This is a genomic window from Aurantimicrobium minutum (assembly GCF_029894165.1).
Taxonomy (GTDB): Bacteria; Actinomycetota; Actinomycetes; order Actinomycetales; family Microbacteriaceae; genus Aurantimicrobium; species Aurantimicrobium minutum_A.
In genome coordinates, this window is sequence record NZ_JARXXU010000001.1 from 702,983 (window position 1) to 716,131 (window position 13,149).

The 13,149-nt window shown below is 56.6% G+C and carries 15 protein-coding genes and 1 tRNA gene; 14 read left to right on the forward strand and 2 right to left on the reverse strand.

Going from position 1 to position 13,149, the window contains the following annotated elements; genetic code table 11:
- Nucleotide 1: 1 nt before the first annotated feature.
- Genes hemL through M2119_RS03710 form a run of 7 tightly spaced genes read left to right on the forward strand, consistent with a single transcriptional unit; the run spans nt 2 to nt 8,037 of the window.
- Complete coding sequence (gene hemL, locus M2119_RS03680; protein WP_280803604.1) at nt 2-1,381, forward strand: glutamate-1-semialdehyde 2,1-aminomutase; 1,380 nt, start codon at nt 2-4, stop codon at nt 1,379-1,381.
- A complete protein-coding gene (locus M2119_RS03685; RefSeq protein ID WP_280803605.1) occupies nt 1,362-1,922 on the forward strand; it encodes a TetR/AcrR family transcriptional regulator in 561 nt (186 codons plus the stop codon). Before hemL ends, M2119_RS03685 begins: the two co-directional genes overlap by 20 nt.
- A gap of 42 nt (nt 1,923-1,964) precedes the next feature.
- Nucleotides 1,965-3,545 carry a methionine--tRNA ligase gene (gene metG / locus M2119_RS03690; protein ID WP_280803606.1) on the forward strand — a complete coding sequence of 527 codons (1,581 nt, stop codon included), beginning with the start codon at nt 1,965-1,967 and terminating at the stop codon, nt 3,543-3,545.
- 9 nt (nt 3,546-3,554) lie between these two features.
- On the forward strand, nt 3,555-4,460 hold the full coding sequence (locus tag M2119_RS03695) for a TatD family hydrolase (RefSeq protein ID WP_280803607.1): 906 nt from the start codon (nt 3,555-3,557) through the stop codon (nt 4,458-4,460).
- Nucleotides 4,457-5,293 (forward strand): 16S rRNA (adenine(1518)-N(6)/adenine(1519)-N(6))-dimethyltransferase RsmA, encoded by an 837-nt coding sequence (gene rsmA, locus M2119_RS03700; protein WP_280803608.1) that lies wholly within the window; start codon nt 4,457-4,459, stop codon nt 5,291-5,293. The genes M2119_RS03695 and rsmA overlap by 4 nt, the downstream gene beginning before the upstream one ends.
- A gap of 9 nt (nt 5,294-5,302) precedes the next feature.
- A complete protein-coding gene (locus M2119_RS03705; RefSeq protein ID WP_280803609.1) occupies nt 5,303-6,241 on the forward strand; it encodes a 4-(cytidine 5'-diphospho)-2-C-methyl-D-erythritol kinase in 939 nt (312 codons plus the stop codon).
- On the forward strand, nt 6,241-8,037 hold the full coding sequence (locus M2119_RS03710; RefSeq protein ID WP_280803610.1) for an ABC-F family ATP-binding cassette domain-containing protein: 1,797 nt from the start codon (nt 6,241-6,243) through the stop codon (nt 8,035-8,037). The genes M2119_RS03705 and M2119_RS03710 overlap by 1 nt, the downstream gene beginning before the upstream one ends.
- On the opposite strand, the gene M2119_RS03715 is transcribed toward M2119_RS03710, so the two are convergent.
- Nucleotides 8,034-8,375, reverse strand: a complete 342-nt coding sequence (locus M2119_RS03715) for a DUF898 family protein (RefSeq protein WP_280803611.1) — start codon at nt 8,373-8,375, stop codon at nt 8,034-8,036. The two genes, M2119_RS03710 and M2119_RS03715, sit on opposite strands and share 4 nt — an antisense overlap.
- 14 nt (nt 8,376-8,389) lie before the next feature.
- The gene (locus M2119_RS03720) at nt 8,390-8,902 is read right to left on the reverse strand and encodes a MarR family winged helix-turn-helix transcriptional regulator (protein WP_280803612.1); all 513 of its coding nucleotides are present in this window, start codon (nt 8,900-8,902) and stop codon (nt 8,390-8,392) included.
- Between the two features lie 156 nt (nt 8,903-9,058).
- On the opposite strand from M2119_RS03720, the gene M2119_RS08155 reads away from it, so the two are divergent.
- From M2119_RS08155 to M2119_RS03750, 7 genes are all read left to right on the forward strand, one after another.
- The gene (locus tag M2119_RS08155) at nt 9,059-9,376 is read left to right on the forward strand and encodes a type II toxin-antitoxin system RelE/ParE family toxin (RefSeq protein WP_432418511.1); all 318 of its coding nucleotides are present in this window, start codon (nt 9,059-9,061) and stop codon (nt 9,374-9,376) included.
- 43 nt (nt 9,377-9,419) lie between these two features.
- Nucleotides 9,420-9,749 carry a helix-turn-helix domain-containing protein gene (locus M2119_RS03725; RefSeq protein ID WP_280803613.1) on the forward strand — a complete coding sequence of 110 codons (330 nt, stop codon included), beginning with the start codon at nt 9,420-9,422 and terminating at the stop codon, nt 9,747-9,749.
- Nucleotides 9,750-9,816: 67 nt separating this feature from the next.
- A tRNA-Gln gene (locus M2119_RS03730) sits at nt 9,817-9,887 on the forward strand.
- A 26-nt stretch (nt 9,888-9,913) separates the two neighbouring features.
- Complete coding sequence (gene glmU, locus M2119_RS03735) at nt 9,914-11,335, forward strand: bifunctional UDP-N-acetylglucosamine diphosphorylase/glucosamine-1-phosphate N-acetyltransferase GlmU (protein WP_280803614.1); 1,422 nt, start codon at nt 9,914-9,916, stop codon at nt 11,333-11,335.
- Nucleotides 11,336-11,385: 50 nt separating this feature from the next.
- Nucleotides 11,386-12,354 carry a ribose-phosphate diphosphokinase gene (locus M2119_RS03740; protein ID WP_432418512.1) on the forward strand — a complete coding sequence of 323 codons (969 nt, stop codon included), beginning with the start codon at nt 11,386-11,388 and terminating at the stop codon, nt 12,352-12,354.
- Between the two features lie 144 nt (nt 12,355-12,498).
- On the forward strand, nt 12,499-12,741 hold the full coding sequence (gene vapB / locus M2119_RS03745; protein WP_280803616.1) for a type II toxin-antitoxin system VapB family antitoxin: 243 nt from the start codon (nt 12,499-12,501) through the stop codon (nt 12,739-12,741).
- Nucleotides 12,741-13,142 carry a type II toxin-antitoxin system VapC family toxin gene (locus M2119_RS03750; RefSeq protein ID WP_280803617.1) on the forward strand — a complete coding sequence of 134 codons (402 nt, stop codon included), beginning with the start codon at nt 12,741-12,743 and terminating at the stop codon, nt 13,140-13,142. The genes vapB and M2119_RS03750 overlap by 1 nt, the downstream gene beginning before the upstream one ends.
- The last annotated feature ends 7 nt before the right edge of the window (nt 13,143-13,149 follow it).

A 13,149-nucleotide genomic window follows, 5' to 3' on the forward strand; every position in this document is an offset into this window, starting at 1 on the left:
CGTGGCCACTACCTCTCGTTCTCAGATCTGGCACGAACGTGCCCAACACTCCATTCCAGGCGGTGTGAGCTCGCCCGTAAGAGCTTTCAATTCAGTAGGGGGGACTCCCCGTTACTTTGTGAAAGGAGAAGGTTCCCGCATCTGGGATGTGGACGGTAACTCTTACGTTGACTTGGTGGGTTCATGGGGCCCCATGATCGCCGGACATGCACATCCGGAAGTGGTCGGGCGGGTTCGGTCAACCTTGGAGAACTCTTTCTCTTTCGGGGCTGCCTCTCCCGGTGAAGTTGAACTGGCAGAAGAGATCATTCGTCGCGTACCTGCCTGTGAGCGCGTCAGGTTTGTATCTTCTGGCACGGAAGCTGTAATGACAGCAGTCCGACTCGCCCGGGCTGCTACGGGACGCTCACTGATTGTGAAGTTTGCAGGCTGTTATCACGGACATTCAGATGCTTTACTCGTCCAGGCGGGTTCAGGGATAGCAACATTAGGTTTGCCCAACTCGCCGGGAGTGACCGTGGGGCAAACGCAGGACACTATTGTGCTGCCATACAACGACGTTGTTGCTCTTGATGAACTCTTTTCTCTACGTGGTGACGAGATTGCAGCTGTCATTACTGAACCGACCCCTGCAAATATGGGTGTTGTTCCTCCTGTGCCAGGCTTCAATGCGTTGATTGCAGAGCTGACCTCAACCCATGGTGCTCTCTTTATCCTTGATGAAGTGATGACTGGATTTCGCATCTCGCGGGGTGGATGGTGGGGGAAATACGGTCAAGCAGAGGGATGGACTCCAGACCTGTTCACTTTTGGAAAAGTCATAGGCGGTGGAATGCCTCTTGCGGCTGTGGGCGGTAAAGCAACCGTCATGAACATCCTGGCGCCATTAGGTAACGTGTATCAAGCGGGTACCCTCAGTGGAAACCCGGTTGCTACGGCAGCTGGCTTGTCCACCTTAGAGTTGTGTGACGAGGAGCTGTATCGCAGGATTGATTTCCTCGCAGAGGAAATCGGTCAGGGCATTAGCTCTGCCCTTACAGAGCAAAGTGTTGCGCACTCATATCAGCACGCAGGCAATCTTTTCTCTTTCTTTTTTACTCCACAAGGCGTGGAAAACTTTGCCCAAGCTCAACAGCAAGATACCCAGGCATTTTCAGTATTTTTCCACGCTTTGCTCGAACATGGAGTCTCAATACCGCCCTCAGCATTTGAAGCGTGGTTTGTCTCTAACGCTCTTTCAGATGCAGATGTTGCCCAGGTTTTAGATGCAGCGCGCCATGCGTCACGAGCCGTCAAAGACTTTCAAAACAAACATAGAGTCCACTTTTCACAGTCGCCAGCCCACCTAAAATATGAAAGACATGTCACCCAACAAAGCTGAGTTTCGTCGAGAGTCAATCCTCGAATGTGCGATTGATTTATTAGTGGATGGCGGAGTTGAAGCGGTGACCATGCCTCGTCTCTCTCAGTGCACAGGTCTTTCACGCCCAGGTATTTACCAGTACTTTTCCTCACGCGAAGATATCTTGGGCGAAATTCTCATCAACGATATGGCTGATTTGAGCAATGAGATAGATCGAATCCTCGCCCCAATTGCAGACCCAGATGAACAAATACGGGTCTGGATTCACTACGCACTTGCCCACGTTGCAAGTCCGCAACACCGCATGATTCGGGAAATCTCGATGCAGCTACTGCCCGAAGAAAAACGGGCAGAACTTCGTGCAATGCATGGGTATTTTCTCTCAACACTCATTTCGCCGTTGACCAAATTAGGTGTTACAAATCCCACCGCGGTCTGCAACATGATCTTCGGGGTGATTAGTGCCGCGGCAAAACGCATTAGCCAAGGTGCCACCTTTACGGAAGAGGCATCAACACTTGAAAGATTTGTTATCGCCGGAATCGAAGCTGCCCAATAGCGCCGTATTTAGTGGTCCTACTGAAGAAATAGAATAGAAGTTATGTCTGCCGGCAAAAGCTTTTATGTAACCACGCCTATCTTCTACGTGAACGATGTGCCCCACATCGGGCATGCCTACACCGAGGTGGCTGCTGATGTGCTGGCGCGCTGGCATCGTCAGGCCGGAGACCGCACCTGGATGCTCACCGGTACTGATGAGCACGGCGAAAAGATCCTCCGCACCGCCACCGCCAACGGTGCCACTCCTCAGGAGTGGGTAGACCGTCTGGTGGAGGCGTCTTGGAAGCCCATGCTGGGTACCCTCAACATCGCCAACGATGACTTCATCCGCACCACCGAGCCACGCCACGAAGAGGCCGTGAAGAAGTTCCTTCAGCACCTCTATGACAACGACTACATCTACACCGGTGAATACGAAGGTTCCTACTGCGTGGGCTGCGAGGAATACAAGCAGGACTCGGACCTCGTCGATGGCACCGGAGAGTTCGCCGGTATTCGCGTCTGTGCCATCCACTCCAAGCCCGTCGAGACGCTGCACGAGAAGAACTACTTCTTCCGCATGAGTGGCTTTACTCAGCCCCTGCTGGATCTCTACGAAGCCAACCCGAACTTCATTCAGCCCGAATCTGCGCGCAACGAGGTTGTGCAGTTTGTGAAGCAGGGGCTCAACGACCTCTCTATTTCACGTTCGAGCTTCGACTGGGGCATCAAGCTCCCGTGGGATGAATCCCACGTGGTCTATGTGTGGTTTGATGCTCTGCTCAACTACATCACCGCAGCTGGGTATGGCAGCGACCCTGAGAAGCTTGCGTCGCTCTGGCCTGCCACTCACATCGTGGGTAAGGACATCCTGCGGTTCCACGCGGTGATTTGGCCTGCCATGCTTATGGCGGCCGGTATCGAGGTTCCCCACCAGGTGTATGGCCACGGATGGCTCCTCGTTGGCGGCGAGAAGATGTCGAAGTCCAAGCTCACTGGTATTGCACCCAATGACATCACGGACACATTCGGAACAGACGCGTTCCGGTACTACTTCATGAGTGCCATTAGCTTCGGGCAGGACGGATCCTTTAGCTGGGAAGACCTTGCAGCCCGCTACCAAGCAGAACTGGCAAACGGTTTTGGTAACCTCGCCTCGCGCACCATTGCGATGGTGTCCCGCTACTTCGAGGGCGCTGTTCCCGCTGCAGGAGAGCTGACGCCATCCGACAAGGCCATCGTGGACGTAGTGGCCGCCGCAGCCGTGGAAGCTGATGCAGCCATTGAGCGTCTGGCTATTCACGACGCTGTCACCTCGATCTGGACCATCGTGGATGCTCTCAACGGTTACATCACGGAGCAGGAGCCCTGGGCTTTGGCCAAGGATCCTGCGAACGCAGCTCGTTTGGGCACTGTGTTGAACACCGCCACCGAGGGTCTGCGTGCTCTCGCCGTGCTGCTCTCTCCATTCATGCCCGAGGCAACCCAGAAGCTCTGGAGTGCACTCGGCGTTGAGGCTGGTTTGGGCGCTCTTGCAGCCCAGCCCATTCGCAACGCGGGCCAGTGGGGCCAGATTCCTGCGGGAACCACCGTCGGTGATCTTGATGCTCTCTTCCCCCGCATTGAATCAGTCGTTGAATAGTTTTTTCGTATGACCGAATCGGCATATATCCGTCAGCGTGACACGAAAGCTGAACACGGTCAGAAGCGTGACCTCAGCTATCCACCGCTGCCTGAGCCGCTTCCGGTTGCTGTTTACGACAACCACACTCACCTCGAAATCTCTGACGGCGACGAGCCCATTGACTATCACGAGCACCTCGAGCGTGCGGCAGAAGTTGGAATTGTGGGCGTGATCCAGGTCGGCGGCGACGTGGAGACATCCAAGTGGTCAGCCGCGGTCGCCGCGGCAGAGCCACGCATGCTCGCAGCCGTTGCCATTCATCCCAACGAAGCCCCCAACTACGACGAGGCGGGCACCCTCGATGACGCCCTCGCGGTGATCGATGAGCTGGCTGCCTGGCCCCGAACCCGTGCGGTGGGGGAGACCGGACTGGACTTCTTCCGCACCGGTCCCGAAGGCCTGGCTGCCCAGCGCCGCTCCTTCGAAGCTCACATCGACATTGCCAAGAAGCACGACATTGCCATGCAGATCCATGACCGTGATGCCCATGACGACGTGATTGAAACACTCTTGCGCGTAGGAGCGCCTGCAAAGACGGTGTTCCACTGTTTCTCAGGGGATGCTGCGATGGCCAAGATTGCGGCAGACAACGGCTGGTATCTCTCCTTCTCTGGAACCGTGACGTTCAAGAAGAACGAAAATCTCCGCGAGGCCCTGCGCGTGATTCCCCGTGAGCTCATCATGGTGGAGACCGACGCCCCTTTCTTGACCCCCATGCCCTACCGTGGTCGTCCGAACGCCCCCTATCTGACTCCTTTGACGGTTCGTGCGATTGCCGACGTGCTGGACACCGACCTCGGGGATCTCTGTGCCCAGATCGCGTTCAACACCGAGACGGTGTATGGCTCGTGGCAGGACGGACTGGTCGAATGAGTGTGACCCTGCTCGGACCAGCTGAGATTCGTGACCTCGCCGAACTCTTGGACGTCACCCCCACCAAAAAACTGGGGCAGAACTTTGTCATCGATGCCAACACGGTTCGCAAGATTGTGAAAGTGGCCAAGGTGGAAGCCGGCGACTCCGTAGTGGAGATTGGGCCGGGGCTAGGTTCGCTGAGCCTGGGCATCGTCGAAGCCGGTGCGTCACTTGTTGCCGTTGAGATTGATGGTCGTCTCGCCGCACAACTGCCGACGACCTTCGCTCAGATGGCACCGGATGCGAAACTCACTGTCATCCACGAAGACGCCATGAAGATCATGGAACTTCCCGATGAACCCACCCGGTTGGTCGCGAATCTTCCCTACAACGTCTCTGTGCCTGTTCTTCTGCACTTCCTTGAGCACTTCCCCAGCATCCGCTCGGGAGTGGTGATGGTGCAGGCCGAAGTCGGTCACCGCCTTGCCGCGGACCCAGGATCCAAGGTCTATGGCGGACCCAGCGCTAAGGCTGCCTGGTATGGAAAATGGCGCATTGCGGGAAACGTGAGCCGTCAGGTGTTCTGGCCGGTGCCGAATGTTGATTCAGTACTGGTCGGTTTTGAACGCGATGCGGTCCAGCCCGGTGACGAAGCGTTGCGTCGTCGCACCTTCGACATCATCGACGGTGCTTTCGGCCAGCGTCGCAAGATGCTGCGCCAGGCACTGTCTGATCTGTGCGGTTCCAGCGCTGAAGCAACAGCCCTGTTGGAGAAGGCAGGCATCAACCCCACGCTTCGCGGGGAACAGCTGGGCATCGACGAATTCGTGTCGATCGCCCTTGCCAGTTAGGTTGGAGTTATGACCGAGACGGGTGTTCGCGAAGTGGCTCATGTTCGAGCCCCGGGAAAGATTAATGTCTCGCTTGCTGTCGGTGCGGTCATGGACGACGGCTACCACGACGTGGCCACGACCTACCAAGCCGTCAGCCTGTATGAAGATATCAAGGCCTATCACGCGGATGATTTCTCGGTGAGCTTTACGGGTCCTTTCGATCTCAGTGGAGTACCCCTCGACGCCTCTAACCTGGCCATCAAAGCAGCACAGCTGCTGGCGCGCACGGCAAAATACCGCGGGGGTGTTCGTCTCGAAATTGAGAAAAACGTTCCCATCGCTGGCGGGATGGGTGGCGGCTCGGCTGATGCAGCCGGAACCCTCGTCGCCTGCGATGCACTCTGGGGAACCAACCTGGGCAAAGACGCTCTTCTCGCGTTGGCGGCCGAGCTCGGTGCTGACGTTCCTTTTGCCCTCACCGGTGGCACAGCCATTGGCACGGGCCGCGGTGACCGACTCAGCCCGGTACTGACCAGCCACGAACATTTTGAGTGGGTGTTAGTGCCCGCAGACTTCGGTCTCAGCACTCCCGCCGTCTATGGCGAGCTGGATGCTCACCGAGAACGCCACATCGCAGACATTAAGCCCGCACCCATCTCGCCCTTGGTGGACACCGCGGTGCTGCAGGCCCTGCGTGCAGGAGACCCCCACATGTTGGCCGAGTCTCTAAGCAACGATCTGCAGGCACCTGCACTTCACCTCCAGCCTTCGCTGGTGAAGGTGCTGGAGCTGGGCGAAAAGAGCGGCGCCCTCGCCGGGATTGTCTCTGGCTCGGGTCCCACACTGGCTTTCCTGGCTGAAGATAGTGAATCTGCCATCGATTTGCAGGTCACTCTGAGCGCTGCCGGTCACCGCGTGCTGCGGGTGTCAGGTCCCGTTCACGGCGCACGCCTGGTCAACGACTAATGGCGCACTTGTTAGGTGGAGAGAACCTCCACCTTGAATTCCCCACGCGCGTCATTTTTGACGGCATCACCATCGGCATCAATGATGGTGACCGTATTGGTGTCGTCGGTCGTAACGGTGACGGCAAGTCAACGCTGATGAAGATTTTGGCCGGCCGCCTCGAACCCGATGAGGGCCGCGTCACCCGCCGAGGCGGGATCACCCTCGGCATGTTGGACCAGTCTGATGAAGTTGATGGCACCCTCACGGTGGGCGAAGCCATCGTCGGCGGTATTGAAGAGCATGTCTGGGCCGGAGATCCCAAGGTGCGCGATGTCTTGACCGGTCTCGTCACGGATATCCCCTGGGATGCCAAGGTGGGTGACCTCTCTGGTGGTCAACGTCGCCGCGTGGCCCTGGCGGCCCTCCTCACTGGCGACTGGGATGTCATCTTCCTCGACGAGCCCACCAACCACTTGGATGTGGAAGGTATTTCCTGGCTTGCCGGGCACCTCAAGAAGCGTTGGCCCAACGGACAGGGCGGACTGTTGGTCGTCACCCACGACCGGTGGTTCCTCGACGAGGTCTCTACGGCAACATGGGAAGTCCACGACCGCATCCTGGAGCCCTTTGAGGGCGGCTATGCCGCCTATGTGCTCCAGCGCGTGGAACGCGATCGCATGGCGGCCGTGAGCGAAGCGAAGCGTCAAAACCTGATGAAGAAGGAACTAGCCTGGCTGCGCCGAGGTGCTCCTGCCCGCACGGCGAAGCCCAAGTTCCGCATTGAGGCAGCGAATGCTTTGATCGAAGACGAACCTCCGGTTCGCGACTCGATCACGCTGTCTTCGATGGCGATGCAGCGACTAGGTAAGGACGTCGTTGACCTCGAAGATGTCTCCGTCAGCTATGGCGAGAAGCAGGTGTTACGTGATGTCACCTGGCGAATTGCGCCAGGTGAACGAACCGGCATTTTGGGTGTCAACGGTGCCGGTAAATCGACCTTGCTCGGCCTGGTCTCCGACCACGTCCAGCCCACCTCAGGCCGCGTGAAGCGCGGGAAGACGGTGAAGATTGCCACCTTGACCCAGCAACTCGATGAACTCACTGCGGTCCAGGACATGCGGGTGAGTGCCGTGGTCGCTGAAAAGCGCACCACCTACACCGTCGGTGGCAAGGAAATGACGCCGGGCCAGCTCTTAGAGCGTCTCGGCTTCACGTCAGCCCAGCTCTCCACCCCGGTCAAGGACCTGTCGGGTGGTCAGAAGCGCCGGTTGCAGCTTCTGTTGATTCTGCTGGATGAGCCCAACGTGCTGATCTTGGATGAGCCCACCAACGACCTCGACACAGACATGTTGGTCGCCATGGAGGATCTCCTCGACACCTGGCCGGGCACGCTGCTCGTCATCTCTCACGACCGCTACTTGCTCGAGCGCATCACGGACAATCAATACGCCGTGCTCGAAGGTCACTTCACCCACCTGCCTAATGGCGTGGATCAGTATTTGGCCCTGCGGGCCAAGCAGATGGCTGCTCCCAGCATCTCTGTCACAGCACAGGCCACCGCCACCATGAATAAGCCACAGCCCAAGCTTGCTGGTGCAGAACTGCGCAATGCGGAAAAGGAATTTGGCTCCATTGAGCGCAAGATTGCCAAACAGCAAGCAGATGTTGCAGAGATCCACGTCAAAATGGCCGCACACGACCAGAATGACTACGTGGGTCTAGGTCAGTATTCCGAGCAGATCAGTAAGTGCGAGGGCACCATTGCAGATCTCGAGATGCGCTGGTTAGAACTCAGCGATCTCCTCGGGCACTAGTTGTGGGCTGAAACATCTCCGTAGGCGGTGTTTTCCCAGATCCACTTCTGTAGGCGTGGGGCGACCCAGAAACCATAGATGCCGATGGTGATGATGATCAGCAGGAACCACTTGATCCAGTGACCAAAGAGGCCTAATGCTTTACCTTCGAAAACCATGGGGCGGCCATCGATGAACGAGTGCTTGCAGCGCCAGCGCTCCACCAGCACCAGAGCATACGGATACATAATCCCGAGCGTGAACACCGTGATGAGGAAAGCCAGGATCTGGGTTCCCCAATAGGTTCCCGCGCCACCGTCAAAGGTGAAGGTTGGGCGTGCAGGTGCAGTGGTAGACATGATTCCCCTTGGTATTAGTCGTGGGCGTCTTGGGTGTCGACGTCGATACTGAGTCGGCGGAGTGATTCTGCCAGACGCTTTTGTTCAGGCTTAGAAAGAGATGCCAGAAGTAACGCTTCTGCATCTACGAGACGAGTAATGGCCGCATCCACCCGCGTCAGGCCAGCTGTGGTCATTTCGACCAGGACACCACGGCCATCGTGAGGGTCCTCCCGGCGCACCACCAAACCGCTGTCCACCAGACGGTCGATGCGGTTTGTCATGGTGCCGCTGGAAACCAGCGTCTGCTGCAGGAGAGCCTTGGGGCTCAGCTGGTAGGGAGAGCCTTCCCGGCGGAGAGCGGCAAGGACGTCGAATTCCCAGGATTCCAGCTTGGATTTGTGGAACGCGTCCTTGCGGGCACGGTCCAGCATTTTGGCTAAACGGCCAACGCGGGAGAGAACTTGGAGGGGAGAGAAGTCTAAGTCGGGGCGTTCACGCTTCCAGGACTGCACAATGCGGTCAACTTCGTCGTTCTCGGGGGCCATGCATTCATTATCTCGCGTTGTCGTGGACTAGTCCCGCACAGTCTGAATTGGCGTCATGTGTCCACGGATCTCTGAGTTTGTGGATGTGTAGCCTTCTCACTTACCTAAGTTCCGGGTGTGCAGAAGATAATTCCGTGGGTGTTTTACGTCTCACCGATGGGGAGGGAGGTGGTGGTGCAGGAATTGCGGAAGATCAGACTGAGCGAAGCGGAGCAGCATTCTGTAGAACGCACATTGATGAGAATTTCGCGGTCCGAGTCCCTCGTAGGTGATGTGGACTATTTGGGCCGGGATATTTGGGAGGTTCGGGTCAGGCTGGAGCGGCGGATTCTTCGACTTCTGTATTTCATGGTGACTGAGCCACCCCTCCACATTGTTGTCCTCGCGGCAATTAAGAAAACGCCCAAGACACCTCCTGCATGGATAGATCTCGCAATTTCACGAAAACACAAGTGGCTTTCCATTGACGGCTGACCAAATATCAATAGAATTATCACTAAATACCGATAGGAAGACCATGGATCAAGACATCACTGGTTTGAGGGCAATTTTTCCTGAAACCGATTGGGATTCACCAGAAGTACTGGCCGGAAACGATGACTTTAATGCATATTGGGACATGCTCGATCTACTCGTCCTCCGGCGGAAAGAGGCTGGTCTCACCCAGACAGATATTGCGAACAGAATGAAATCGAAACAGTCCGCAGTGAGCGAGATTGAAAGTTTAGGTTCGCGCCCTCGTATCGACACCGTTCAGAGGTATGCCCGCGCAGCGGGGTACAAGATCGTTTTTGAATTAGTCAAAGTCGAGGATGACGCTGCCGTAGAAACAGGGGACGCTCGCTAGAGCGAAACTTACTTCCGCTCACATCTGGCAGACTGTACATGTGGGTTTCCTCAAAGAGAACCCACAGTCCGCCATAGTGTAAAGGCAGCACAACAGTCTTTGGATCTGTTGGTCTAGGTTCGAATCCTGGTGGCGGAGCTCCCCGAGTATTTATTGGAGAAACCTTGGCCGACGCACAGCTCGCAATTGTTGTCCTTGCCGCGGGTCAAGGAACTCGGATGAAGAGCTCCACGCCCAAGTTGCTTCACAAACTTGGTGGTGTTTCGGTTGTCTCCCATGTGCTCGCCACTGCCCGCCAGCTTGATGCAGCTCATGTGGTCTCCGTCGTGCGACACGAACGTGACCGTCTTGTTGAAGTTATTGAGATCGACCTGCCTCAGAGCATCATCGTGGATCAGGATGAGATCCCTGGCACCGGCCGTGCTGTGGAGCTTGCACTAGCTGCTCTCCCTGCTGGTTTTGCGGGTGACGTGCTCGTGGTCAACGGAGATGTCCCATTACTGGATGCAGAAACCCTGCTGGGGCTCGTGCAACACCACCGTGCGACGCAGGCCGCCGGAACTGTCCTCTCCACTGTCTTGGATGACGCCACGGGATATGGCCGTGTCATTCGCTCTGCTGATGGCCACCTGGAAAAGCTGGTCGAGCACAAGGACGCTTCTGCGGCCGAGCTCGCTGTCAAAGAAATCAACGCTGGTATTTACGTCTTTTCAGCACCGCAGTTGCGTGAACAGCTGTCGAAACTGACACTGGATAACGCACAAGGTGAGAAATACATCACCGATGTCATCGGTTTGCTCCGCGAGGCAGGAGCCACTGTGGCGGCTGTGGAGATTCTGGACTCGTGGAAGGTTGAAGGAATCAACGACCGTGCCCAGCTTTCCCGTGCCGCCGGCCTTCTCAACGGATTGATCGTGCGCGGCTGGCAGCTCGCCGGAGTCACCATCACCGATCCCGCCACGACGTGGATTGATATTCAGGTGCAGTTGGCTCCCGATGTGGAAATCAAGCCCGGGACCCAGCTCCTGGGTGCAACTGTGGTCGAAACCGGTGCCGTCATTGGCCCCGACACCACCTTGCTTGATACGGAGGTTGGGGCAGGAGCGGTAATCAAGCGCACCGACGCGACGCTGTCGGTCATCGGCGCGAATGCCTCCGTCGGGCCCTTCTCGTACCTGCGCCCTGGAACCTATCTGGATGCAGACGGCAAGATTGGCACTTTTGTGGAGACAAAGAATGCCCACATCGGTGTCGGCAGCAAAGTTCCACACCTGTCCTATGTCGGCGATGCCACTATCGGTGACGGCAGTAACATCGGCGCGGGAACAATCTTTGCGAACTACGACGGTGTGACCAAGAGCCACACCACCGTGGGGTCTCATGTTCGAACAGGATCTCACAACACCTTCGTTGCGCCAATTAGTATTGGCGATGGAGCGTATAGCGGTGCAGGTGCGGTTATCCGGAAGGATGTCCCCGCCGGTGCCCTCGCCATCAACGTGGCACCACAACGCAACATGGACGGCTGGGTTCAGGCCAACCGTCCCGGCACCGCGGCAGCCCAGGCTGCTGACGAGGCTAAGTAACACCCTCCATAACGAGTCTCACCCCCTTCGAAAGGCCTTCAGTGTCAGAAATATCAGTGTCTACGAAGAAGAAGCTCGTCATTGTGAGTGGACGTGCACACCCTCAGTTGGCTGCAGAGGTTGCCAGCGAACTCGGAACCCATGTCTCCGGAACTGACCTGCGCACCTTTGCTAACGGTGAAATCTATGCCCGGTATGACGACAGCGTCCGTGGTGCCGATGTTTTCGTGGTGCAGTCCCACACGGCCCCCATCAACGAATGGGTCATGGAGACCCTCATCATGATTGATGCACTCAAGCGTGCATCCGCCAAGCGCATCACCGTGGTGGCCCCTTTCTACCCCTACTCCCGCCAGGACAAGAAGGGTCGTGGCCGTGAGCCCATCTCTGCGCGTCTGATGGCCGACCTGTTCAAGACCGCTGGTGCTGACCGCATCATGAGCGTGGACCTCCACGCAGCGCAGATCCAGGGCTTCTTTGATGGTCCCGTGGACCACCTGTTCGCGATGCCTGTTCTGCTCGAGCACTTCCGTGCGCAGTTGGACCCCAGCACGCTAACTGTTGTCTCTCCCGACATGGGCCGTGTACGTGTGGCAGATATCTGGAGTGAGAAGTTAGGCGCACCACTGGCCATCATTCACAAGCGTCGCGACCCCAAGGTTCACAACCAGGTCACCGTGCACGAAATCGTGGGTGAAGTATCAGGCCGCGTCTGCCTGTTGGTGGATGACATGATCGACACGGGGCGCACCATCGTCAAGGCAGCTGAAGCACTCGTCGCTGCCGGTGCAACAGGTGTTGTTGTGGCTGCCACTCACGCGGTCTTCTCTGACCCCGCTACCGAAATTCTGCAGTCTGAATTCATTAGCGAAGTTGTCGTCACCGACACTCTTCCCGTGTCAGAAGAGAAGCGTTTTGAGAAGCTCACCATTCTTCCCATCGCACCTCTGCTGGCAAGCGCCATCCACGAAGTTTTCGAAGAAGGTTCCGTTACGTCAATGTTTGATGGGGCTGCGTAAGTTCGCTTCACATGCGGGTTACCGCATATTTTCTCCACAGGTTTCTAAGTTTCTGCCTGTAAGCCTTGCGTGGCATGCATAAATTGCTTCATGAAACTCAGGAAAGACCTTGTATATACTTTTAACATATACAAGGAGAAGCTCATGGCGACCAGCAAAATCTTCTATAACAACACCACCCAAGCGGTGCGTTTGCCGAAGGATGTAGCCTTCCCTGCTGACATCACCGAAGTGGACATCATCGTTCAAGGTGAATCGCGAGTCATCGTGCCCAAGGGGAAAAGCGTGGTGGCATGGGCGCTGACCGGGCCAGGTTTCTCCGAAGACTTTATGGTTGACCGAGAACAGCCTGCGATGCCTGATGACAAGCCAGGAATGTTCGACTGATGGGGTATCTCTTTGATACGAACATCTTCATCCACCTTCAGCGAAACCGCGATGAACACCTGGCGGAAAGAATTCAGAACGTGGTCGTTGGTTCAGGAATTTCCTCTATTTCTGTGATGGAAATGTATTACGGGGTCGCGAGATCTCGTCAACCTGAGAACAATCTCATCATGACAAGGTCACTGCTGAGTATCATCTCCACCCTTGAATATTCAGAGGCAGACGCTTACGAAACCGGAATGTTAAGGGCGGAACTTGCTCGCGAAGGAACACCCATAGGTCCGTTTGATGTGTGCATTGCTGGACAAGCACGTGCCCGAAAGCTCACACTCGTCACGGCCAACATTCGTGAATTCGAACGAGTGCCAGGTCTTCGCGTGGAGAACTGGCTCAGAAGCTAAGTCGACG

Bases quoted from the DNA above. Each gene is read 5' to 3' on its own strand.
- M2119_RS03685 (WP_280803605.1), top strand. From the start codon at position 1,362: ATGTCACCCAACAAAGCTGAGTTTCGTCGAGAGTCAATCCTCGAATGT.
- metG (WP_280803606.1), top strand. From the start codon at position 1,965: ATGTCTGCCGGCAAAAGCTTTTATGTAACCACGCCTATCTTCTACGTG.
- M2119_RS03695 (WP_280803607.1), top strand. From the start codon at position 3,555: ATGACCGAATCGGCATATATCCGTCAGCGTGACACGAAAGCTGAACAC.
- rsmA (WP_280803608.1), top strand. From the start codon at position 4,457: ATGAGTGTGACCCTGCTCGGACCAGCTGAGATTCGTGACCTCGCCGAA.
- M2119_RS03705 (WP_280803609.1), top strand. From the start codon at position 5,303: ATGACCGAGACGGGTGTTCGCGAAGTGGCTCATGTTCGAGCCCCGGGA.
- M2119_RS03710 (WP_280803610.1), top strand. From the start codon at position 6,241: ATGGCGCACTTGTTAGGTGGAGAGAACCTCCACCTTGAATTCCCCACG.
- M2119_RS03715 (WP_280803611.1), bottom strand. From the start codon at position 8,375: ATGTCTACCACTGCACCTGCACGCCCAACCTTCACCTTTGACGGTGGC.
- M2119_RS03720 (WP_280803612.1), bottom strand. From the start codon at position 8,902: ATGGCCCCCGAGAACGACGAAGTTGACCGCATTGTGCAGTCCTGGAAG.
- M2119_RS08155 (WP_432418511.1), top strand. From the start codon at position 9,059: ATGGGGAGGGAGGTGGTGGTGCAGGAATTGCGGAAGATCAGACTGAGC.
- M2119_RS03725 (WP_280803613.1), top strand. From the start codon at position 9,420: ATGGATCAAGACATCACTGGTTTGAGGGCAATTTTTCCTGAAACCGAT.
- vapB (WP_280803616.1), top strand. From the start codon at position 12,499: ATGGCGACCAGCAAAATCTTCTATAACAACACCACCCAAGCGGTGCGT.
- M2119_RS03750 (WP_280803617.1), top strand. From the start codon at position 12,741: ATGGGGTATCTCTTTGATACGAACATCTTCATCCACCTTCAGCGAAAC.